Origin of the sequence: Psychromonas sp. Urea-02u-13 (assembly GCF_002835995.1) — a bacterium.
GTDB lineage: Bacteria > Pseudomonadota > Gammaproteobacteria > Enterobacterales > Psychromonadaceae > Psychromonas.
In genome coordinates, this window is record NZ_PJBZ01000095.1 from 1 (window position 1) to 23713 (window position 23713).

Below are 23713 nucleotides of genomic sequence, written 5' to 3' on the forward strand. Positions count from 1 at the left end.
TCAAATCCAGATAATCCCCAATCTTCGAAAGAAGGTTGGGGTTTTTTCGTTATTAGACGCTTTGACTGCGATGACCCACTCGATGCCCACCTATCGACAAACGCTGTGTATCAAGAAAACCAAGCTAGCAATCAAATCCAGATAATCCCTATTGACCAACGTCGACAGAGATTTTTTCGTTTAGGAGGTTAATATTTTTCATTCTCTTTACACATCTTCTTGCTTAAAACATTTATCTCTACTCAATACCTGTAAAATCTAGCATTTTCATTCTGTTAATAATTCACCTGTTAAATTGCTATGGTATGATGGATTCACTATAAACCTTTAACGAGATTAAAATGACTACGCTACAAAATGAAAATATCCACATTCAATCAGAAACTGTTTTAATTACGCCAGCTGAACTTAAAAAGCAACTTCCCGCTTCTGATAATGTGTATCGATTTATTAATGAGTCTCGTGAAGTTGTTGCAAACATTGTGCATAAAAATGATCCTCGATTCTTAGTTATCTGTGGACCTTGTTCTATCCATGATATTGAAGCCGCTAAAGAATATGCGCTTAAACTTAAAGCTTTGCATGATAAGTATAAAGAGTCGTTATTTATTGTTATGCGTGTTTATTTTGAAAAGCCACGTACAACTGTTGGTTGGAAAGGTTTAATTAACGACCCGCATATGGATGATTCTTTCGACATCGAAACCGGTCTTAAACAAGCACGTGAATTATTATTGTTTATCTCTGAGCTTGGCTTACCTATTGCGACTGAAGCATTAGATCCTATCAGCCCACAATACTTAGGTGATCTGTTCAGTTGGGCTGCTATTGGCGCACGTACTACTGAATCTCAAACTCACCGTGAAATGGCAAGTGGCCTTTCGATGCCTGTTGGTTTCAAAAATGGTACTGATGGTAGCTTATCAACAGCAGTAAATGCGATGCAATCTGCATCATCTGCTCATCGCTTCATGGGAATTAACCAGTTAGGCCAAAGTGCATTATTACAAACAAACGGTAATAAAGATGGCCATGTTATTTTGCGTGGTGGCGGTGGTAAACCAAACTATGATTCACTGAATGTTGCATTAGCAGAGCAAGCTTTAAAGAAAGTGAATGTTGAACAAGTATTAATTGTTGACTGTAGCCATGAGAATTCTAATAAAAATCATGAACTTCAGCCTCTTGTTGCAAAAGATGTTTTCCATCAGGTAACGGAAGGAAACAAATCTATTGTTGGCATCATGTTAGAAAGTAATATCAATGCGGGTAATCAATCTGCTGACCTTCCTGCTGCTGACCTTAAATATGGCGTATCAGTTACTGATGCCTGTATCGATTGGGCGACAACAGAAGTATTACTTGCAGATGCAGTTAAACTATTAGCTGATAGCTTACAGAAACGATAAGAAGAACTTTATGCCTTTAAGTAAACTACGAGATAAAATCGATGCTGTGGATCAAAAATTAATTGATCTTTTAGCTGAGCGTTTAGGTTTAGTCGGTGAAGTAGGCGAAGTAAAAACTGAGCACGGATTGCCTATATACGTACCCGAGCGTGAAGCCGCTATGCTTGCTAAACGTCGTGCAGAAGCTGAATCAAAAGGAGTTCCTGCTGATTTAATCGAAGATATTTTACGTCGTACGATGCGTGAGTCTTACGCAAGTGAAAATGAAACTGGCTTTAAAACTATTAACCCTGCAATGAAGCGCATTGTTATCATCGGTGGTAACGGGTTATTAGGTAAGCGTTTTGTTGAAATGTTTGAGCTTTCTGGATACAAGGTTGATGTATTAGGCCGTGCTAATTGGGATCAAGCTGAACAAATTTGTAGTCAAGCTGGGCTCGTTATTGTCGGTTCTCCAATCGATGTAACAGAAAATGTAATTAATCAGCTTACTTACTTACCTGATGATTGTATTTTAGCTGATATAACGAGTGTCAAAGATGCTCCGCTTACAGCAATGCTTGCTGTGCATAAAGGACCTGTTGTTGGTTTACACCCTATGTTTGGGCCTGATATTTCAAGCTTTGCAAAACAGGTCATCGTTTACTGTGATGGTCGTGGTGAAGCGCAGTATGCTTGGTTGATTGAGCAAATGAAAATTTGGGGTTCGCATCTTTATAATGTAAAAGCGCCAACTCACGATGAATCAATGACATTGATTCAAGCGTTACGTCATTTCACTAGCTTTGTATACGGTGTGCATCTTCAAGAAGTTGATGCTGACCTTGAGCAGTTACTTGATTTAAGCTCTCCTATTTATCGTCTAGAGTTAGCGATGGTAGGGCGTTTATTCGCGCAAGAGCCTGCTTTATATGCTGATATTATATTATCGCAGAAAGGTAACCTTGAGATGATTAAACGTTACCATAAGCATTTCTCTGATGCGATTGAGTTATTAGAGAATTCGGATAGAGAGGCGTTCATTAAACGTTTTGAGTCGGTAACTGATTGGATGGGTGATTACTCTCAACTATTTTTAGATGAGAGCCGTGTGATGCTCCAACAAGCACATGATAATCGTCACTACGAAGAAAAGTAGTCGAAGGCATTAATAAAAAAGGAGCTAACTAGTTCCTTTTTTGCTTTCTAACGTTTGTTTATTTTATAGTAAGTGTTTTTATCTAGAGTTAAAAAGAGAGTGATGAGTTTTAGATGAGGACTTAATAGGATAGTAGTACAGTCTTTTAAGTATTAGATTTCTAAAACTTAAAAAGGAGCTAAAAAGCTCCTTTTTTGTGTGCGTAATAACTCGAGATTATTAAGCAGCGAATTCTTTATTTAATTTAATCTCAGCATCAGATTCGATCTCAACTTCTGTCTCTTCAATTGCTTGCCCTGAAATTTCACCATTGCGACACATATCTTTGCCATTATTTTTGGCACGACTTGCTTCAGATTTATGTAGGTGTTTATTAAGTTGGCGTTCAATTTTCTGGAATAATTGCCCGATAGCAATATAAAGATCATCATGCTCTGCATGAGCGAATACTTTGCCATTTGGTACGCCGATTGTTGCTTCAATCTTAACGCCTTTTGGCTCTTTAGTGATGATACAGTGTGGCTTGATTAGGGGGACTTGAAGTTTTTCAAGTTTTTGAAAACGTTCCTCTACTTTCGTGCGCATCGTGTCAGTGATAGTAATTTGTTTGCTTGTAATTTCAATTCTCATATAAGACACCTTTAGGTTATACACTCATTGTGTTCATAAATAGATTAGGCTTTTTTCTTAATATTAAAAGCGATCTAGATCATATTTAATTCTCTTTTTTTACTAGGTGAAAAAAATTTTGACCTAAGACCATTTTTTTAATTTAAAAAAAAAGATTGCTTGTTCAATCTTATAAGTTAGTCCATTGTTGATTGGATAAGTTCCTCTCTTTACCTCTCTTTTTTATATTAAATTACTTTTATTCACAGACTCTTTTGCTATCGTTAATACTCTTCTACAACGATAGCGACTGCCTTATGCGTTTTAAACACATTATTAAGTTTATACCTGTTTTACTGTTTTGCACTCTTACCTCAATTAGTTTTTCAGCAATTTCTTCATCTTGGTCTCATGCCTTAAGTATGTACGGCGATTTTAAATATAATAAAGACTTTACCCACTTCGACTATGTTAATCCCAATGCGCCGAAAGGTGGTGTTTTTAAACAAGCAACGATTGGTAGCTTTGACTCACTTAATCCTTTTATTGTAAAAGGTAATGCCGCGACAGGCATTACCATGATTTACGATTCTTTACTCAAACAATCAAGTGATGAACCTTTTACTGCTTATGGCTTAATTGCCTCAAGTGTCAAAGTAGCAGACGATTTTTCCTCGGTTAGTTTCAAAATTAATCCTCAAGCACGTTTTCACGATGGAAAAAAAATTCAAGCTGAAGATGTTAAATTTAGTTTTGAATTGCTTATTAGCGAAGGGGCACCACAATTTCGTTCTTATTACGCAGGCATTAAAAAAGTCATTGTTGATGCTCCTTTACAAGTTACTTTTACTTTTCACCAGAGTGGTAATAGAGAGTTACCTTTAATTATTGGGCAAATACCTATTTTCTCGAAAAATTTCTGGAAAGATAAAGATTTTTCTAAAGCGGATTTAATATTGCCGCTTGGCTCTGGGGCATATCAAGTAGATAGCTTTAAAGCAGGTAAGCGTATTACTTATCAACGTGTAAAGAATTATTGGGCGCAGGATTTACCTGTAAACAAGGGGCACTATAACTTTAACCAACTGATTTTTGATTATTACCGCGATGCTAGTGTGGCTTTTGAAGCATTTAAATCTGGCGCATTTGATTACCGTTTGGAAAGCTCTGCAAAACGCTGGGCGACTGGATATAAAGGCAACCTGTTTGATTCGGGTGAGATAGTCACTGAAAATATTAGTGATCAAAACCCTCAAGGCATGCAAGGTTTTTGGTTCAATCTTCGTAAAGAAAAATTTAAAGATAAAAACGTAAGAGAAGCCGTTAGCTTGTTATTTGATTTCGAATGGGCAAACAAAACACTTTTTTATGGCGCCTATACACGTATCAATAGTTTTTACTCAGGGTCTGAATTGTCTACACATAGCATTATTAGTGATGCGGAAAAAGAGATCCTCTCGCCTTATCGCGATCAATTATCTGACCGTGTTTTCCAGCCTTTTTTATTACCGATGACAAAGGGCGATGGTAATGTACGTCAACAGATGCGACGTGCGGTGGCGCTATTTGAGAAAGCGGGTTATCAGCTTAAAGACAGTAAAATGCAGGATAAAAATGGTCAGCAGTTTGAATTTGAATTTTTACTGCATAGTAAAGATTTTGAACGTATTGTTCATCCTTTTAGACAAAACTTGCAACGTATCGGCATTAAAACGTCTATCCGTTTAGTTGATGTTTCACAGTTTATAAATCGTGTTAATAATTTTGACTTCGACCTGCTTTCTCTACGTAAAGGGCAATCTATATCACCGGGTAATGAGCAGCTTAGTTTTTGGGGCTGTGATAGCGTGATGGAGATGGGGACATCAAATTGGGCGGGTGTTTGTTCCCCTGTCGTTGAGAAACTTGTAGAGCAGCTTATAAACAGTGACTCACGGGCTACATTGGTTAATACCACGAAGGCACTTGATAGAGTGTTATTAAATGAATTTATGGTTATACCACAGTGGTACCTGCCTTCACACAGAATCGCTTATTGGAATAAATACTCTAAACCTGCTATTTCACCCGTGTATGATTTAGGGTTGAGCACTTGGTGGTTAACTAATGCGCAGGGGGCATTATGAATAGTTATATATTAAGACGATTATTACTTATTATCCCTACCTTACTAGGCATCATGACTATCAATTTCTTTATTGTTCAGATAGCGCCCGGTGGACCCGTTGAGCAAGCTATTGCACAGTACCAAGGTATCGGAGATGGCAACAGTAGCCGAATGGCTGCGGGCAGTAACGGTGATATACAAAATTCATCGGGTGGGAGTAAGTATCGTGGAGCACAGGGATTAGACCCTGAATATATTGCCACACTAGAAAAACTATATGGTTTTGATAAACCTATTTTAGAACGCTATTTGTCGATGTTATGGCGTTATGCGAAGTTTGATTTTGGCGATAGTTTTTATCGTAATGAAAAAGTGACTGATTTGATCTTAGAGAAAATGCCCGTGTCTATTTCTCTTGGTTTATGGACCACTTTACTCGCTTACCTTATCTCTATACCACTGGGCATTAAAAAAGCGACGGCACACGGTAGCCGTTTTGATATTTGGAGTAGTACTATCGTTACTGTCGCTTATGCGATTCCTGCATTTATTTTAGCTATCATCCTAATCGTATTATTTGCCGGAGGGTCTTATTATGATTTGTTCCCTCTGCGCGGTTTGGTTTCTGATAACTTTGAACAGTTAAGTTTATGGGGGCAGGTTAAAGATTATTTTTGGCATCTTGCATTACCTATTTCTGCTTCAGTATTAGCCAGCTTTGCCACGTTAACCATGTTGACTAAAAACTCCTTTTTAGATGAAATTCATAAACAGTATGTAATCACTGCACGTGCTAAAGGCTGTTCGCAAAATCGTATTCTTTACGGGCATATCTTTCGTAATGCGATGTTACTCGTGCTTGCTGGATTACCGGCTGCCTTAATTGGCATTTTCTTTACGGGTTCGATGTTGATTGAAGTTATTTTCTCGTTAGATGGATTAGGTTTATTGAGTTTTGAATCTGTTATAAATCGAGATTATCCGGTTATTTTTGCCTCTCTGTATATTTTCACCTTAGTAGGATTAGTGCTTAAGTTAATTAGTGACATCACTTACACCTTAATAGATCCACGCATCACTTTTGAGGGACGTTAATATGTCACTATTAATTACATTAAAAAAAATGCGTCGTAACCCGGTGAATGCTAGTCGTTGGATGCAGTTTAAAAATAACAAACGTGGTTACTGGTCATTATGGATATTTTCAATTTTATTTGTATTAAGTTTGCTCGGAGAATTATGGATCAACGATAAACCGGTAATGGTCTCTTATCAGCAAAATTGGTACTTTCCGATCATCGAAGATATCACTGAAAATAAGCTCGGAGGTGATTTCGATATTATTACTGATTACCGTGACCCTTACATGATTGAGCAGATACAGAAAGAAGGCTGGATTATTTGGCCATTAGTGCCTTTTTATTACGACAGTATCAATTTTGAATTGACACAAGCCGCCCCTTCTCCACCGGACAGCGTTAATTACTTAGGCACTGATGATCAAGGGCGTGATTTACTCGCGCGCTTAGTTTACGGTTTTCGAATATCTGTCTTTTTTGCCCTTACATTAACCTTAATCAGCTCGATTATCGGTATTGTTGTTGGCGCTATTCAGGGGTATTACGGCGGAAAAATAGATCTATTTGGACAGCGAATACTGGAAATATGGGAAGGCTTACCGATGTTATTTATGCTTATTATCCTTGCTAGTTTTGTTGAACCCACTTTTAGCTGGTTATTAGGCTTAATGATTCTCTTTAGCTGGCCCAGTTTAGTGAGTGTTGTGCGTGCTGAATTTTTACGTGGCCGACATCTTGAATATGTAAAAGCGGCACATGCGCTGGGGGTAAAAGACAGTAAAATTATGTTTAAACATATTTTACCAAACGCAATGATCGCCACGCTGACGTTTATGCCTTACCTGTTTACAGGCGCATTAACGACCTTGACATCGCTTGATTTTCTGGGGTTTGGTTTGCCATTAGGCTCAGCGTCACTCGGTGAAATGGTGGCACAGGGCAAAGATAATTTACATGCTCCCTGGCTGGCTATCACCGCCTTTATTTCTTTATCCACTATTTTAGTATTACTTGTATTTATTGGTGAAGCGACACGTGATGCATTTGACCCAAGGAAATCAGTATGAGTAACCCAAGCTTATTAAGTGTTGATAATTTAAGCATTAGCTTTGCTGAAAAATCTATTGTACGGAACGTTAGCTTTCAGCTTGAACGTGGTAAAACACTTGCCATTGTGGGCGAAAGTGGTGCCGGAAAATCTTTACTTGCACTGTCTATTTTACAATTATTACCTTATCCAGAAGCGCATCACCCTACGGGAGAAATAACCCTTAATGGTGAAGCACTGGTGGGTAAATGTGATGCGGTGTTAGAAGCGGTTCGTGGTAATAAAGTAAGCATGATCTTTCAAGAGCCCATGACCTCTTTAAACCCTTTACACACAGTACAAAAACAGATTGCAGAAACATTGTTACTTCATAAAGGCATAGTAGGGAAAGAAGCGCTAAATCGCACTATTGAGCTGTTAAATTTAGTCGGTATCGAAGCCCCTGAAACGCGCTTAAAATCTTATCCGCATGAGCTTTCTGGTGGTCAACGCCAACGAATCATGATTGCCATGGCACTGGCTAATGATCCTGAATTACTGATTGCAGATGAACCTACAACGGCGCTTGATGTCACGATTCAAAAGCAAATTTTAGGTTTATTAGCGTCGTTACAACAACGCCTTAACATGGCTATTTTATTAATAACCCATGATCTATGCATCGTAAAAAGCATTGCACATGATGTGATCGTTATGCGTAATGGTGAAGTTGTTGAGAAACAAGCGAAACAGGCATTGTTTGACTCACCTAAGAGCGCTTACACCAAGCTATTATTAGATGCGGTTCCCTGTGGAGAAATGACACCTCTGATTAATCCTGAGCTGTTATTAAGCGCTGATAATATCCATGTTTCTTTTGCAATGGAGAAGAATTTTTGGGGAAAAGTCACCACAACGTTAGATGCCGTTAAAGGCGTAAGCCTCGCTGTTCATAAAGGGGAAACGGTTGCCATTGTAGGGGAAAGTGGTTCAGGAAAAAGTACCTTAGCACAGGCTATTTTACAGCTTAATAAAAGTACCGGTAAGGTTGTTTTTTTAGGGCAACAAATCGATTCGCATAATAAAAAATCGTTGCAGGCAGTGCGTTCAAAATTACAAATTGTTTTTCAAGACCCCTTTGCTAGCCTTAGCCCGCGTCTTTGTGTAGGCGATATTATTGCTGAAGGATTGGAAGTGCATCAACCACAATTAACCATAGAGCAAGTTGAGGATAAAGTGAATGAAACGTTACTGCGTGTTGGTTTAGACAAAAATAGCGCGTCGCGCTATCCTCATCAATTTTCTGGGGGGCAGCGCCAACGAATATCGATAGCGCGAGCGTTGATTTTAAATCCTGAGTTAATCATTTTAGATGAACCGACTTCCGCTTTAGATAGAAGTATTCAAAAACAAATATTAGATTTGTTGGTTATATTACAAGCAGAGTTTTCATTAAGTTACCTATTTATTAGCCATGATCTTTCTGTCGTTCGTGCGATGAGTCATCGAGTCTTAGTGATGAAAGCGGGTGAGGTGGTTGAGCAAGGGTTTACAAATGAGATCTTCAGCGCACCAAAGCAACAATACACGAAGATATTATTATCTTCTGCATTGCTATAGCGTAGTATGACCTAATACATTCCTTTCTGTGACTTTAAGTTGGCTTTTATGGTGCGTTTTATATTAATCATCTCTTCTGTTTTATTTTCTTCTACCGTTTTCTCTATTTCTATCGACCAGCAACGGCTCATATATAATGAGGCGCTACAATTGCAGGAGAATAATAACTGGGATGAGGCAAAAGATAAGCTGGATACTATTCCTATTTATCCGCTCACTTATATTCTAGAGTATCAGCAACTAAAAAAAGAATTTTCACAGGATAGCGTTGTCGAAATAAATGATTTTATCAACAATAATAAACGCTATAAAATAAGTGACCAATTACAGCGTGAATATCTTTATTATTTAGCCGGAAAAAAATACTGGACTGAATTTGTCACTTTTTATCCACAGCTTCCACGTAGTGGGAAGCTTAAGTGTTTCTATTTCCAAGCTAAAATAGAAATGGGAGATGACCGCAGTATTTGGCCTGATGTAAAAAAAACGTGGCTAAAAGGCAGCTCCCAACCTAATGCTTGTGACACCGTTTTTAATTATTACCTGAAGATAAATAAAATTTCTCAAGTACTGATTTGGCAGCGTTTTGAACGGGCTTTTCAGCGTAATAAAAAACCTTTAATGAATTACCTTATTGGGCTGATGGAAGGAAAAAATAAAACACTCGCGACACAGTTATATGCGTTAAATAAAAACACAAAAAAACTATCAACAAGTGGTTTATTTACTCACCGAGAGCAAGCCAGTTACTCCTTTGTAAAACCTCTGCTCAAACGGTTAGCGAGAGCGGATATTAAACTGGCTTTGAAAACCTATAATGCCTATGAAGAAAAAATTCCATTTACTTTTAATGATGAAATTCAACTTAAAAAATACTTTGCATATCGAATTTTAATCGATAATAAGCAAAAATTATTACCTTGGTTAGATGAGACATTACTGCACTTAGGCAACGTAAAACTCACTGAACAGCGAATTCGCTATGCCATAAAATATAATAATTGGGCTGATATTGAACATTGGATTGGCGCTTTACCAACAGAGAATGCACAAAAGACCACTTGGGTATATTGGCAAGCACGTGCTTTTGAGCAGAAAAAACAATTCAAAAAAGCAGACGCGTTATACCTGAAAATTTCTGGAAAACGTAAGTATTATGGTTTCTTAGCTGCTCAAAAGTTAAGTCTTCCTTATCAACTTAATGCACAAATTGTTGAACCTAAAGCAACAAGTTTACGTTATGTTCAAGCGCAATTAGATCATATCGAAGAACTTAATTTCCATCATTATACGGGGCTTGTAAAACGAGAGTGGGAAGCTTTATTGCAAGGGCGAGACGTTGATATTCAACGCCAGCTTGGCTTATATGCTTTTGATAAAGGCTGGTCACACCTTTCTGTGGTAGCGAGTATTCGCTCAAAAAGTTGGGATGCGATAAATATTCGCTTCCCAGAAGTTAAACCAGATCTGTTCTCAGAAAATTCACTTAAATACCAAGTGCCTTCTAGTTATATTTACGCTATTACAAGGCAAGAAAGTTCTTTTGATCAGTTTGCTAGTTCCCCTGTCGGCGCGACAGGGTATATGCAATTGATGCCAGCAACCGCTAAAGAAACAGCACGAAAAATTGGTTTGAAAAGTTATAAAAAACAAGCCCAGCTAACCGAAGGGCATATTAACGTGCAACTCGGTACCGCCTATTTTGATAGCTTGTTAACACGTTATAAAGGTAATCGAATTTTAGCGACCGCTGCTTATAATGCAGGACCTAATCGCGTTGATCGTTGGAAGAAAGATAAAAAAGGGCGTGATACTAAAGCGTTAAGCATGGATAGCTGGGTTGAAGCTATCCCTTACAAAGAAACACGCCGCTATGTAAAAAATGTACTCGCGTATAATGTGATTTATCAGCACGTATTAGAAAAACCGATGGAGTTTTTTAATGATACGGAATTGACTGCAATTTACTAAATTACCAACAATCTTCATTTGTATGGGCACTATCTTGATTAATGTTTAAGGTAGTGCAGCCGGTATCATTATTTTGTGTTGTCCCGACCTTTGCTACTGCTTGCATTGAGTAGGTAGTTGTTCCTGCAGAAATGACGCTGAAAGTATAATAATCACTGTTAACTAATCCGATCTCTGCTTCATCATCAGAGTAAGCTGGATTCAATATATGTAAACTTGTTTGCTTTAACTGAGCTTTAATGAGCTCAGTTTGTGCTTCACCCCGCCTGGCCTTTATCATATGCGATTGGAAGCTAGGGTAAGCAATACTGCCTAAAATCCCAATAATTGCGATCACCACTAATAACTCAATCAATGTAAATCCTACGACTCTTTTCATAAATACCCCATTTGCACCACATTTAATAAATAAAGTGTAGATCTTTATTTGCAAACTCACCTGCTTTATTCATTGCTTAGGCTAAACTTTTGATATGGCGTTTGATGGAGGAAGTAAAGTGAAACGTATATTTTTAAAAGGATTTTCACTCATTGAGATGTTAATCGCTATTGCGGTTGTTGCAATTATTCTTGCGATTGGTTTACCTTCTTTTAAGGCGATGTTTGATGGCAATAAATTAAAAGGCGGCAGTGATGGGGTCTACTTTATGCTTAGTTTAGCTAAAACAGAGTCCATTAAGCGTAATAAAGACATTTACCTTAAAATAACACCAGGAACCAATTGGTGTATTGGTGTCAATGAAGATAATGCTAGCTGTGATTGTAATGCAACACCTTCAACCTGTGACATCACTTCAATTAATTCAGTCGGATATGAAGGGCTCACGCTTAGCTCAACTTATACAGGGCCAAAGTTTGATAGGGTACGTGGTGCATTTGATGAACCCGATAAATTTTTTACGCTACAGTCTGGTAGCAATACTTCAGTACAAATTCGTCTCAATATACTTGGCTCAGTAAGGATGTGTGGCGTAAATGGGGTATTAGGGTTATATAGCTGTTAGCTAAACAGCTGTTGTATTACTTTAAGTGTTTTGTTGATTTGTTGGGAATTAGTCGGCGTAATGAAAATGGTATCATCGCCGGCAATTGTGCCTAATATGCCTTCGGTTTTTCCGATAGAGTCAAGTAATCGGGCAATCAGTTGGGCTGCTCCTGGACTGGTACGGATAACAATTAAACTGTCATTACTGTCAATATCAACCACCAAGTTTTTTAGCGGACTGCTTGTAGTAGGAATACCCAGTTCAGCAGGTAAGCAGTAGACCATTTCTCGTTTTGCATTGCGCGTACGCACGGCGCCAGATTTACTGAGCATACGCGAGACTTTAGATTGGTTAATATTATGAAACCCTGCTTCTTGCAGTGCATCAACTATTTCACCCTGAGAGCTCAGTCGCTCTTTTTTTAGTAAGGTTTTAAAGAAATCTATTAATTCAGTTGATTGTTTCATGTAATATAACTCTGTTAAATAATTATGCATATAATAATTAATCTCACCCCATTTACAATAGATTAATTTGCAAAATAAGTGCATAACTATTCGTTTTATGTAAAATCACCTTTTAATTGTAAAATATTCCTTTTACGATTTTTTTATTGGATGTTGAAATGACGTTATTTTCGCGTAGTTGTGCCTTTGCATTATCTTTAGTTTTCCCTATGCAGGCTTTTTCGATAGACATTAATAAAAATATATCGGTTAATTTTGTAACTGAAGCTAATTATTACCCCTTTGAATATTTAGATGATCTTAAGCAGATCCAAGGTTTCGATATTGATATTGCGAATGCAGTATGCCGAGCTTCAAATTTAACCTGTAAATTTAATCATCAAAGTTTTGATAGTTTATTACTGACATTACAGTTTGGTCGGTTTGATGCTGTTATTGCCGCCTTAGACATTACCCAAGAGCGCCAAGATAAAGTCGACTTTTCAGATAGCTATTACCAGTCTCCCCCTATTTTTGTCAGCGCAGCTGATAACAAAGAAGCTTTCTCTATTGTTGGAAAGTTTATTGGTGTGCAATCTGATTCATCTAATCATCAGTATTTAATTAAACACGCAAAAACCAATAGTTTTATTATCTCTTACCTTTCTTCTTCAGAAGCTTTTTTAGATTTAAACGAAGGGAAAATAGATGTGGTGTTTGCAGACCAAGCAGTTGTTGCTGATTTTTTACTGAAATCTGATAACAGTCAGACATTTTCAGTGAAAAAAATAGAATCTGTTTTCCTAGAGGAATTTTTTTCTGGTTATGGGATTGCTGTTAAGAAGGGCAATAGCGCGTTGCTAGAGCGACTTAATTATGGCTTAAAAACGATACGTGAAGATGGTACTTACCAAAGCATTTTTAATCAGTATTTTAATCTTTAATCTTAAGGCTTCAGTGCAATAGTATAAATAGATGACTCATAACCTCTACTTAAATGAAATCTTGAGTAAAAACGTCTAGTTGCTCATTTCTCCCTTTAAATATTACTCCTTCAGTTATATTCCCTTTAAATTGCCTCTTCTTATCTCTAATACTTACTAGGTAGTTAATATTAAAGTTGATCTTACTCATACAAATTCAGAAGGTAGTTAACACGGCTCACATTTATTTAACATTTTTTACATAACGTTTTAATTTAGATTAGTATATTTTCAACTTGTACGTTAACTAACTATTTTGGAGTGTGTTATGAAAGTTGCAGTTCTTGGTGCCGCTGGTGGTATCGGTCAAGCCTTAGCTTTATTATTAAAATTAGACCTTCCTGAAAACTCAGAGTTATCACTTTATGATGTTGCGCCCGTTACACCCGGTGTTGCAAAAGATTTAAGTCATATTCCAACCAGCGTTAAAGTAACAGGTTTTGGTGGCGATGATGCCACGCCCGCATTAGAAGGTGCAGATGTTGTACTTATTTCAGCAGGTGTCGCTCGTAAGCCAGGTATGGACCGTAGCGACCTATTCAATATTAACGCTGGGATTATTAAGAATTTAGTGGGTGTTGTTGCTAAAGTTTCTCCAAACGCGTGTATTGGTATTATTACTAACCCAGTTAATACAACTGTTGCAATTGCAGCTGAAGTTTTAAAAGCGGCTGGTGTGTATAACAAAAATAAATTGTTTGGTATTACAACGTTGGATGTTATCCGCGCAGAAGAATTTATTGCAGATTTAAAAGGGCTACCCGCTGAACATGTCCGTGTAAATGTAATTGGTGGTCATAGTGGTACTACTATCCTTCCTGTGCTGTCCCAGGTGCAGGGTGTAGAATTTACCGATAAAGAGGTTGTTGATCTAACTGAGCGCATTCAGAATGCCGGAACAGAAGTTGTCAATGCAAAAGCGGGTGGTGGTTCTGCAACACTTTCTATGGCACGTGCAGCTTCTGTATTTGGTATCAATTTAGTACAGGCTCTATTAGGCAAACAAGGCATCATACAAAATGCTTATGTAGATGGTGATAACTCATGTTCGCCATTCTTTACGCAACCGCTTCTATTAGGCATTAATGGTATTGAACGTGTATTACCGTTTGGCGACCTAAGCGCATTTGAGCATCAGAAGAAAGAAGAGATGTTAGCGGTATTGCATGATGATATCCAAAAAGGCATCGACTTTGTAAAAAATAGTTAACCCTCACTGTTTTACAAAAAAACCAGCTTAGGCTGGTTTTTTTACGCCTATACTTTTACTCTAACTAACTGAAAATGGAACTAATATGAAAGTGTCGGAAGTAATGACAACACGTGTTGTTAGTGTCGAAATGGATGATCGATTAACCGTTGTAAAAGAGATTTTGGATTGTGTTTCTTTCCATCATCTACTTGTTGTGGAAGGGGATGAATTACAAGGCATTATTAGCGAGCGTGACTTATTACGCTGCTTAAGCCCTTTTCTGGGTACTGAGGCTGAATCTGTTCGAGATACAAAAACCATTGCACAACGTGCACATCAAGTGATGAGTCGCTCACCGGTTACTGTCAGTGGCGATACCACTATACGTAGTGCGTTGACTCTTATGCTAGAGCACAACATTGGATGTTTACCTGTGCTTAAAAATGGCAATATTGAAGGGATTTTTACACTGCATGATGGTTTAAGGGCACTTTTAGACAATTAGACCATAAGAAATCTTTTTTTAGTGTTTTAACTCCACTAAATATTTCTTTATAGTGTGTACTTTCAATATTAACTAGGCGCCAGCATGGATTACTTACCCATTTTTACTAAATTAGAAAATCGACCTTGTCTTGTGATTGGTGGGGGCAGTATTGCCTTGCGTAAAGTGCATCTTTTATTAAAAGCAGGGGCAGAAGTTACTGTTTGTGCACTAAGCTTCCACGAAAAATTACAACAAAAAGCAGATGCTGGTCAGATTAAGATTATCGCGGGTAGTTTTACAGAAACGCTGTTGGACGATAAGTGGTTAGTTATCGCCGCAACGAACCAAAAAGAAGTTAATAAAGAGATTGCTGAAAGTGCGGATAAGCGTCAGCTATTAGTTAATGTTGTTGATAATCCGGCGCTTTCAAGTTTTATCATGCCATCTATTGTTGATCGTTCTCCCATCATTGTTGCTATCTCAAGTGGTGGTAAAGCCCCTGTTTTAGCGCGTTTAATTCGAGAAAGATTAGAAACATTATTACCGATGCATATTGGCCGTTTAGCTAAAATCTCTGGTGAATTTCGTCATCGTGTAAAAGAAACGCTACAAAATGTTTCATTGCGTCGACGTTATTGGGAGAAGTTGTTTGGTAATGGCCAGTTAGGTAGCCTTTTACAGCGAGGTGATACAAAAAAAGCATTGGCATTAATGGAAGCGAGTTTGACTGAAGATGTTGCTCAGGGTGATGTTGCGCTTGTTGGCGCGGGTCCGGGCGATCCTTCATTGCTGACATTAAAGGCATTACAATTGATGCAACAGGCTGATGTTGTTTTATATGATCGACTGGTTTCTTCGGAAATATTAGATCTTGTTCGTCGTGATTCGGATCTTATCTCTGTGGGTAAAGAAGCGGGTAATCATGAAGTCGCACAATCTCGCACTAATCAAATGCTGGTGGAATATGCCAAGCAGGGTAAAAAAGTCGTACGTCTAAAAGGTGGCGATTCATTTATATTTGGCCGTGGCGGTGAAGAGTTAGAAGAGCTGGTTGCTTCAGGTGTTAATTTTCAGGTTGTCCCTGGCATCACGGCCGCTTCTGGCTGTAGTGCTTACGCCGGTATCCCTTTAACACACAGAGACTATGCGCAGTCGGTGACCTTTGTAACGGGCCATAGAAAAGAAAATGGCAAGTCGCTCGATTGGAAGGCATTAGCCATTAAAAATCAGACATTAGTGGTTTACATGGGGCTAATACAAGCAGAAGAGATACAAGCACAATTACTTCAGTTTGGTCGTGGTGGTGATACACCTGTTGCTTTGATTAACAAAGGAACAACGCCAGATCAGCATGTGGTCATTGGCATTTTATCTGAGCTTACTCAATTAGGTGGAGGCTTAAAAGGCCCAACATTAATGATTATTGGTGAGGTTGTAAATTTAGCCGATAAGCTGGCTTGGTATAATCCAGAAAATAGCCACAAGCTATCGCGTGACCCTTTCTTGGTTAATTTAGCTTAAAATCACTTAAAACGTTAAGCGCTGACTATTTTCGCCTTAACGTTTTTTAGTGTTGTGTTTCACATCGAATTACTTAGCGGTTTGAATTTTTTGAAGGGTAACTAATAATATTGTGAAATATTGCCTGCTGTTCATTTAGATTACGGTAACCATGTTTTTTATCTGCTTTAAACTTTACCGTTTCACCCCTCTGTAAATGATGCCACTGCCCCTTTAAAAAATATTCCATCTCACCCTCGACAACAACAATATGCTCTATTACGCCATCATTGTGTGGCAGTGACATTTGTTGGTGTAAGGGCATCAATGTTAAAGAGAGTACTTCCATCCCGGTGACGGAGTCAAAAGCAAACAGCGTTGTCGCTGATATCCCTTGTTCAGTTTTTAACACAATTTTAGCATTATTCCCATCGGCAATAGCCACGAGAAAATAGCTCAATGGTAAGTTGAAACCACTGGCGATGGCCCACAATTTGGCAATCGTTGGGCTTGATTCAGCACGTTCAATTTGCCCAAGCATCGCTTTTGAAACACCTGTGTTTTTACTGCTTGTATCGAGACTCCAGCCATTAACGACTCTTGCTTTTTTTAGTTGCTGACCGATCACAGTATTTATATTGTTGCTCATTGCTTTCCTTGTGCGTTATAGCGCACAATGTTATATCATGTTATATCATGTTATATCATGTTATGTTGTACGTTATAACGTACGCGGGGTGTCATTATGGGAAATTTTATTATCTTAGTCAATCGTATTATAAGTGCTATGACAGCAGGAATGGTGGTGGTCATTATTGGCTTCGCAAGCTCTGCTGCTTTGATCTATCAAACGGTCATTAACTTAGGGGGAGATGCCAGCATTGCGTCAAGCTGGATATTAATGCTTGGTTTAACAATGGGGGGCACCTCTATTGGTTTATCGCTATATTATCGACTGCCCATACTCATTGCGTGGTCAACACCGGGCGCAGCGTTGCTGATTGCTAATACACAAGGGTTTAACCTTAACGAAGCCGTTGCAGGTTTTATGGTATCGGGCGGGCTCATATTATTGTGTGGACTCACTGGTTGGTTTGAAAAGTTAATCAATAGAATTCCCTTTCAACTTGCCTCGGCGATGTTAGCAGGAATATTAGTTAATTTTGGTATTGCTGTTTTTGATCAAATGAACGAAGCGCCATGGATGGTGATTGCCATGTTGGTGACTTATTTTATAAGCAAACAGCTACTGCCAAAATTTACTATGTTATTGGTCTTAGTTTGTTGCATTTTATTGGCGTGGCAGTTTGATTTAGTGTCAGCCAAGGATCTATCTTGGCAAGTCAGTGAGTTTAGTTATATTGCCCCTGAATTTAATCTTGAAGTCATATTGGGTATTAGTCTGCCTTTATTCATTGTAACCATGGCAGCCCAAAACTTACCCGGAATTGCAGTATTAAAAGCGCATAATTATGATGTTCCCATTTCATCAATACTCAGTTGTAGTGGTTTTGTTAATATGATTTTTGCTCCTTTTGGCTGCTACGCAATAAATTTAGCCGCCATAACGGCTGCTATTTGTATGACAGATGAAGTGAGTGAAGCGCCTGAGCAACGTTATTGGGCCGCGGTTGCTGGTGGTGTGTTTTATCTTTTAATGGCTATTTCTGCGGGGTATTTAATGACTGTTTTCGCTGTATTACCTAATACATTAATTTACTCATTAGCGGGTATTGCACTGTTCACAACCATTGCTGGCAGTCTTCATAATACCGTTGTTGTGAGTAAGGTATCAGAAGCATCCGTTATTACATTTCTTGTGACGGCTTCAGGTATAACTCTTTGGGGAATGAGCTCTGTTTTATGGGGATTAATTATCGGTAGCGTCATGCTTTTTATACAAAAGACATTAAAGAAACAAGCTTAAGAAAGAAAAGATGAAAAAATGAAGAAAGGGGGGAAGGAGGTTCTAAATTTCTTCTCCCTAGCCTTTAAAGTGCGATGTTATATTTTAACTAATGTTTAACCCCTTCTAAACCTCTCCGTGAATGACAAAAATTCTCTTGTAATATTTTTAACAAAAAACTATTTGCATAGAGGTATATGTGAGCAACATATTTTGTTAACCAATTTAATAACGAGATGATTATTATTACGTTTATGCATTGAGTCACATTTATTAGTGTAGTTGATAAATAAACTATGTTTTGGTTTGTTAATTTATGCGTATTCACGTTTTGTAAATAGTTATCTTTTACTCTAAAAAGGAAAGGTAAAGTTAAAAAGGCATAATCTATGGAAAAGTCTAATCAGAGCACACAAAAAAACAGATCCGAATCGTTAGCTGCACATTCACAACAGCAAAAAAGAGAAGATAAAGCAAAAGAGACAACTAGCAGTGAATCATCTGCTTTTGCACAAGTTATGTCTCAGATGAATATCGCAGATCTCAATACTTTTGAACTTCACTACGAGAAGCTTTGGCAACAAGCGAGTGAAGACAAAGAAGCACTGTCAGTGCTGATATGTGAAATTGATTACTTTAAAGCTTATAATGCGCATTATGGACATCAAGCTGCGGCCTTTATGTTACTGGTTGTCGCGTTAGAGCTTAAAAAAAAATCTGAACAGTTTGGCTTTTTTTTAGCACGTTATAAAGCAGATAAGTTTGTTATTTTAATTAAAGGAACAGACCTTAAAAAAGTAGAACTGATTGCTGAATCGCTGCGTCAAAATGTTGAGAAATCTAAAACGGAGCACGAATTCTCGAAAGTAAAGAATATCGTCACGTTGAGTATCGGCATCTCTTATATTTATCCAACATCAATGAGCATGTTAATGAAAGAGGCTGACTCCGCTTTATCTGTTGCTCAGGTTTCAGGTAATAAACAGGTTAGTCTACCTCTTGTCTTAGAGGAAATTAAAGAAAAAACAGATTCCTCCCTAGACTCTGTCATCGCTTCATCGCCCTCAAAAAAACCATTAAATATAAAAAATTCCATATCACAAACGTCAAAAGAGTCACAAAAAGTGAGTCACTTAGAAAGCTCAGGTCAGGAAAAAGAAAAGTTTAACGAGGAGGCCGATATGATATCTCGCCTTCAAGGCGTAAAACCGGCACCCGATAAGTTAGCATCTCAGCAAGATAATAAAGTAAATGAAAAGGCCGATATGATATCTCGCCTTAAAAATATGCTTCCATCAGCGGATAAATTAGAATTTCAGAAAAAAGATAAGTTAACAAAGGGGGTCGATATGATCTCTCAGCTTAAAGGCATCACGCCATCATCAGGTAATACAACACTTCGAGAAGAAGAAAAGTTAGCTACGCGCTCTGAACTTGATGATATAGCATTGGATAAGGTAGCGAAGAAACAAGAAGAACAATCCAATTATGAAGAGCTAAAAGCCGAACTTGAAAAACTTAAACACAAATCAGAGAGCGGTACCCCAACACCTCCAATTCGTTATTATTAACATCCTCTAAAATTAGAAAAATAACTGCTTATAAGCGATTAAAGGCTTTAATTACTTATAAGCGAAATAATTTCCAACACTGTTGTGTGAAATAAAATGTAACTCATTAATCTTAATAGATTCAGACTGTAGCAGATTTTTTTGAGGGAGTCGCAGTGTAAAAGCAGTCTATTTTATAGTTAAAGTATTCAGTTGTAGGGTGTTAAAAGGTTTGAGTATTTTAGAGGTGTTACTGAGAAGGTTTTAAAAAGTGGTGGCCCTCCCTGACTTGAACAGGGGACCTGCCGATTATGAGTCGTAGAATTGGTGAGATTTTAAAAAACATTATGAGATAGTGTAAAAGCCTTAACTCCTTTGTTTAAAAGGACTTGAGGTTTTTTTTGTTTAGTCTATTGTCTTAATGCATCTCATTCATTCTCGCTCTTACTACAGGCACAACTACAGGCAGTTATCATGACTACAGTCACTTTTAAAACTCACAATCAAGTAATAGGCTTGAAGGTAACGGGCAAGCGTTATGAGTCCTACAGAGCCTCCAGCGAGCGAGGTAAAGGCCGTTTAGGTGTTGAAGTTAGCTCAACAGGTACTAAGCGATGGATATACAGGTATTACATAAATGGAAAACGACAATTTATTAGAATGGGCTTAGTGTCAGATAATTTTGTTATGACAATAGCCCAAAGTAAGTGTGATGAGTTTGCGGAAATAGTCGCGCGAGGTGGGGACCCTAAGAAGGTCCTACAGGAGCTAGAGCAAGAGAAAGAGGAGGCAAGGCAAGCGGAGGCAATGAAAGGAAGCATAAAGCAACTTTTTAGGGCGTATACCGATAGAATGAAAACTGATGGTAAGCGAACCTATGAAGCGGTGTTGAAGTCATTAGAAAAAGAAGTTTATCCATTTATCCAACCTCAAAGCAAAGCTAAAGACATACTGCCAACAGATATTGTCCCTGTACTTTCAAGCATGATTCAGCGCGGCGCGGTAGTTCAATCAAACCGAGTCAGAAGCTATATCGTTGCAGCCTTTAACTTTGGGCTTAAGCATGATTTAAACCCCGCACAGGCTCACACCGGCGTTAAATTTGGACTAACAACGAATCCCGCTCAAGTTATCGCAAAGCAATCAAGCGCAGAAAAAGTGGGCGAGAATTGGCTAGCACTCAATGAAGTAAAAGAGCTGCTAAATACCTTTCACACAGTAAACAGGGTTGGCCCTATGGTGTCAGACCTATTGGCGCTTTGTTTTCATACGGGAGGGCAAAGGCCTTATGAATTAGTGGCTAGTCGCTGGGAGTCCATCAACTGGCAAGAAAAAACATTATTGATCACTGGCGAGGTTAGTAAAAACAAACGCTCACACTTAATACCGTTAACTGATAGTGCGATTAAAGTTCTGAAAGCGTTACAGGGTGAAGCTACGATTAGCCCATTTATATTCCCTCGTAAGAATGACAGCAACCAGCATTTAAGAACAGACAGCTTTTCAAAAGCCATTATGCGTTATAGGGAAGCTAATCCAGAGACAAAGGCCTTTGTTGCTCGTGACATTAGAAGAACGTGTAAAACGCTAATGGGTGAACTGGGAATATCTAAAGAGTTACGCGACAGGTTACAGAATCATGCGCTTAATGATGTGAGTTCAAAGCATTATGATAGATACAGCTACCTTTCAGAAAAGCGTGAAGCGTTACGTAAGTGGGAAGTGAGATTGACTGGTATTGAGGCAAAAATTATTGAAGGAAATTTCGGAGAGCAAAAACATGGATGATAACGAGATAAAAAAATATAAAAAGTCCGATAAAATATTCAATCCAACAGATCTAAGGCAAAGCAAGACCATCAAGTTTAGAAAAAATAAGAAGCCTAGCATTGATGTTAAATATGAAACACAGCTGACGACGGCTGAGCAAAAACAAGCTCTTTATCAAAAACATGGTGAAAAAAATGATGATGGTAGCTATTCGATGGGGTCTAATCTGCAGTCGATAAATCAATACACTAATAGGCTCCTTGAAATACTGAAAGGATTAAATTTACCTACAGATGTTAATGTGGCTTATCGTCAGGATGGTACAACAGTTCCTGTAGGTGAGGGCATGGCATTAGGGGTTTATTTATACGAAAAAAAATTTGCTAACGTGCCTAATGTTAATAGAATTGGTTGGCTTTTGAACCTATTTTATAATATTAAAATTTATATTAATAAAGGCGATTTTGAGAATGCATGTAATCAACTTATAGAGGCTATATCTCAATATTCAGATATCATTCTTATTAGTATTGAGGGGGATATTGTCCCTCATGAAACCCAGCGAGCAACAAGAGAAAGAAAGAAGGGAAAAGAGAATAGAGTTTTAGAGGCTAAACGCCAAGCTGATGAACTTAGAAAGAGTCGGCCTAATATATCAATAAGCGAGATGGCAAAAATAATAGGACCTAAAATGGGAGTGGCAGCCTCTACCGTCAGGCAGAGATATCTTAGTGGTTATTAATTTAGTTGTCGCATATCGGTCACCTGATACAAGTCCCATCTAGTAAATTAAAGTCTCATTCATTAACGAGGCTTTATTTTATGTATCTAACTTACTCTGATTTAGAAAACCGCTACAAAAAAAATAGACGTACAATTTGGCGTTGGTGGGCCAAAGACAAAACCCTATCGCCACCCAAGCGAGCAGGAAAAGTCTTATTAGGCTGGACTGCAGAACAGCTTGCCCATTTTGAAAATGGGGAGGTTTAGGCGATGAAAAAGCAAAGCATATCGAAAGACTCCCCTAATACATCAACTGAATCTCATATGGGAAAATTCACGACAATAAATCTATTAGCTGAAGATTGCTATATCCCCCACATTAACAGTAAATCGCGTTTGGTATTGGATCTTGTTCTCAATGGAATAAGCCGAAATGAACTAGCAATACACGTTAAAAACTTTCATGGCGCACCATTGCAGAAGCTAGAAGGGAAACGATTTGGATATTGGTTAATTGATCGCTACATCAATGAACTTGGTGAAAAAAGCTTAATAGCAAATTACCGACATTTATCAGGGGATAAAAATTTAGATAGGGAGGCTCGAAGAATAAGGCGTAAAGACCGAGCTATATATTGCGATGAAAAAAACAAAAAGGAGGTACAGCGTACTCCTGTTGTTCAGCTTGAGCATAGCGAAGCACAGAAAGAATATTTCCTTTCGTTAGGTGTAGCGGCTAACGAAAGTGAGAAGCCAACTCAAAAAGATATTTAATTAAGTTGGTTTTCGTTTGGAATGTAGCTGGTGGAATAGTTTGACGGCTGACCACTAGCTTACAAAATGAGTATCGCATAATGACCACTATAAATAAATTTTCATTACTTAATAAACTATTTGAAAGAGGCGATCAAATTAATATTGTTAATGGTCTGCTAACCATACAGTCACAGAGTCAAATAGAAGTGCCTAAAAAATGGCTCAATGAAAATAAAGAAGAATTGGTTTCTGATATTGCCACGTTATTTTCTCTCAATGTTTATATCTATTATGACTATTCAACAGGGCAATATGGCGAGCATAAAAGCCAAGGTGTTACTTTGCAGTTTGTGAATGTAACAACGGGAGCAGAGGCGTATGCGATATTTAATGCAGGATTAAAACGAACTCGGAACAGCAAAAATAATAAAGCTGGTGAGTTATTGCCTAAAGG

24 protein-coding genes are annotated in these 23713 nt (G+C 38.0%); 20 read left to right on the plus strand and 4 right to left on the minus strand.

What is annotated here, in order from left to right; translation table 11 throughout:
- The 3 genes from CXF74_RS22690 to tyrA form a co-directional block, all read left to right on the plus strand.
- Nucleotides 1-192, plus strand: a 192-nt coding sequence (locus tag CXF74_RS22690; protein WP_232772569.1) for a hypothetical protein, incomplete at its 5' end; no start/stop codon positions are given.
- 149 nt (nt 193-341) lie between these two features.
- Nucleotides 342-1409, plus strand: coding sequence for a 3-deoxy-7-phosphoheptulonate synthase (locus tag CXF74_RS17760; protein WP_101083868.1), 1068 nt, complete (start codon nt 342-344; stop codon nt 1407-1409).
- Between the two features lie 10 nt (nt 1410-1419).
- Nucleotides 1420-2547 (plus strand): bifunctional chorismate mutase/prephenate dehydrogenase, encoded by a 1128-nt coding sequence (gene tyrA / locus CXF74_RS17765; RefSeq protein WP_101083869.1) that lies wholly within the window; start codon nt 1420-1422, stop codon nt 2545-2547.
- Nucleotides 2548-2766: 219 nt separating this feature from the next.
- Here the strand turns inward: tyrA and hpf are convergent, their stop codons facing one another.
- Nucleotides 2767-3177, minus strand: coding sequence for a ribosome hibernation-promoting factor, HPF/YfiA family (hpf, locus tag CXF74_RS17770; protein WP_101083870.1), 411 nt, complete (start codon nt 3175-3177; stop codon nt 2767-2769).
- 296 nt (nt 3178-3473) lie between these two features.
- Between hpf and CXF74_RS17775 the strand changes: the two genes are divergently transcribed.
- The 5 genes from CXF74_RS17775 to CXF74_RS17795 are packed head-to-tail and all read left to right on the plus strand — an operon-like array spanning nt 3474 to nt 10960.
- On the plus strand, nt 3474-5282 hold the full coding sequence (locus CXF74_RS17775) for an extracellular solute-binding protein (protein WP_101083871.1): 1809 nt from the start codon (nt 3474-3476) through the stop codon (nt 5280-5282).
- Nucleotides 5279-6358, plus strand: coding sequence for a microcin C ABC transporter permease YejB (locus CXF74_RS17780; RefSeq protein ID WP_101083872.1), 1080 nt, complete (start codon nt 5279-5281; stop codon nt 6356-6358). The genes CXF74_RS17775 and CXF74_RS17780 overlap by 4 nt, the downstream gene beginning before the upstream one ends.
- A gap of 1 nt (nt 6359) precedes the next feature.
- Complete coding sequence (locus tag CXF74_RS17785; protein WP_101083873.1) at nt 6360-7409, plus strand: ABC transporter permease; 1050 nt, start codon at nt 6360-6362, stop codon at nt 7407-7409.
- A complete protein-coding gene (locus CXF74_RS17790) occupies nt 7406-8989 on the plus strand; it encodes an ABC transporter ATP-binding protein (RefSeq protein ID WP_101083874.1) in 1584 nt (527 codons plus the stop codon). Before CXF74_RS17785 ends, CXF74_RS17790 begins: the two co-directional genes overlap by 4 nt.
- A gap of 48 nt (nt 8990-9037) precedes the next feature.
- Nucleotides 9038-10960, plus strand: coding sequence for a transglycosylase SLT domain-containing protein (locus CXF74_RS17795; protein ID WP_101083875.1), 1923 nt, complete (start codon nt 9038-9040; stop codon nt 10958-10960).
- 1 nt (nt 10961) lies between these two features.
- Here the strand turns inward: CXF74_RS17795 and CXF74_RS17800 are convergent, their stop codons facing one another.
- The gene (locus tag CXF74_RS17800) at nt 10962-11339 is read right to left on the minus strand and encodes a type IV pilin protein (protein ID WP_101083876.1); all 378 of its coding nucleotides are present in this window, start codon (nt 11337-11339) and stop codon (nt 10962-10964) included.
- 118 nt (nt 11340-11457) lie between these two features.
- Between CXF74_RS17800 and CXF74_RS17805 the strand changes: the two genes are divergently transcribed.
- The gene (locus tag CXF74_RS17805; protein ID WP_157822445.1) at nt 11458-11964 is read left to right on the plus strand and encodes a GspH/FimT family pseudopilin; all 507 of its coding nucleotides are present in this window, start codon (nt 11458-11460) and stop codon (nt 11962-11964) included.
- On the opposite strand, the gene argR is transcribed toward CXF74_RS17805, so the two are convergent.
- On the minus strand, nt 11961-12413 hold the full coding sequence (gene argR / locus CXF74_RS17810; protein ID WP_101083887.1) for a transcriptional regulator ArgR: 453 nt from the start codon (nt 12411-12413) through the stop codon (nt 11961-11963). The genes CXF74_RS17805 and argR overlap by 4 nt on opposite strands.
- Before the next feature lie 158 nt (nt 12414-12571).
- Between argR and CXF74_RS17815 the strand changes: the two genes are divergently transcribed.
- The 4 genes from CXF74_RS17815 (at nt 12572) to cysG (ending at nt 16575) form a co-directional block, all read left to right on the plus strand.
- Complete coding sequence (locus CXF74_RS17815) at nt 12572-13336, plus strand: transporter substrate-binding domain-containing protein (RefSeq protein ID WP_232772570.1); 765 nt, start codon at nt 12572-12574, stop codon at nt 13334-13336.
- Between the two features lie 307 nt (nt 13337-13643).
- Nucleotides 13644-14585 carry a malate dehydrogenase gene (mdh, locus tag CXF74_RS17820; RefSeq protein WP_101083878.1) on the plus strand — a complete coding sequence of 314 codons (942 nt, stop codon included), beginning with the start codon at nt 13644-13646 and terminating at the stop codon, nt 14583-14585.
- An 85-nt stretch (nt 14586-14670) separates the two neighbouring features.
- Nucleotides 14671-15072: a CBS domain-containing protein gene (locus CXF74_RS17825; protein WP_101083879.1), complete on the plus strand. Its 402-nt coding sequence runs from the start codon at nt 14671-14673 to the stop codon at nt 15070-15072.
- A gap of 84 nt (nt 15073-15156) precedes the next feature.
- Nucleotides 15157-16575, plus strand: a complete 1419-nt coding sequence (gene cysG / locus CXF74_RS17830; RefSeq protein ID WP_101083880.1) for a siroheme synthase CysG — start codon at nt 15157-15159, stop codon at nt 16573-16575.
- Between the two features lie 73 nt (nt 16576-16648).
- Here cysG and CXF74_RS17835 read toward each other — a convergent pair whose 3' ends face one another.
- The gene (locus CXF74_RS17835; RefSeq protein WP_101083881.1) at nt 16649-17203 is read right to left on the minus strand and encodes a helix-turn-helix domain-containing protein; all 555 of its coding nucleotides are present in this window, start codon (nt 17201-17203) and stop codon (nt 16649-16651) included.
- Between the two features lie 96 nt (nt 17204-17299).
- On the opposite strand from CXF74_RS17835, the gene CXF74_RS17840 reads away from it, so the two are divergent.
- The 7 genes from CXF74_RS17840 to CXF74_RS17870 form a co-directional block, all read left to right on the plus strand.
- Complete coding sequence (locus CXF74_RS17840; protein WP_442965957.1) at nt 17300-18481, plus strand: benzoate/H(+) symporter BenE family transporter; 1182 nt, start codon at nt 17300-17302, stop codon at nt 18479-18481.
- Between the two features lie 368 nt (nt 18482-18849).
- Nucleotides 18850-20031, plus strand: coding sequence for a GGDEF domain-containing protein (locus tag CXF74_RS17845; protein WP_101083882.1), 1182 nt, complete (start codon nt 18850-18852; stop codon nt 20029-20031).
- A 453-nt stretch (nt 20032-20484) separates the two neighbouring features.
- Nucleotides 20485-21798, plus strand: coding sequence for a tyrosine-type recombinase/integrase (locus tag CXF74_RS17850; RefSeq protein ID WP_101083883.1), 1314 nt, complete (start codon nt 20485-20487; stop codon nt 21796-21798).
- On the plus strand, nt 21791-22522 hold the full coding sequence (locus CXF74_RS17855) for a hypothetical protein (RefSeq protein WP_101083884.1): 732 nt from the start codon (nt 21791-21793) through the stop codon (nt 22520-22522). The genes CXF74_RS17850 and CXF74_RS17855 overlap by 8 nt, the downstream gene beginning before the upstream one ends.
- 80 nt (nt 22523-22602) lie before the next feature.
- Nucleotides 22603-22770: an AlpA family transcriptional regulator gene (locus CXF74_RS17860; protein ID WP_101083885.1), complete on the plus strand. Its 168-nt coding sequence runs from the start codon at nt 22603-22605 to the stop codon at nt 22768-22770.
- A gap of 3 nt (nt 22771-22773) precedes the next feature.
- Nucleotides 22774-23277: a hypothetical protein gene (locus tag CXF74_RS17865; RefSeq protein ID WP_101083886.1), complete on the plus strand. Its 504-nt coding sequence runs from the start codon at nt 22774-22776 to the stop codon at nt 23275-23277.
- Between the two features lie 80 nt (nt 23278-23357).
- A partial coding sequence (locus CXF74_RS17870; RefSeq protein WP_198552908.1) for a hypothetical protein occupies nt 23358-23713 on the plus strand: 356 nt, incomplete at its 3' end.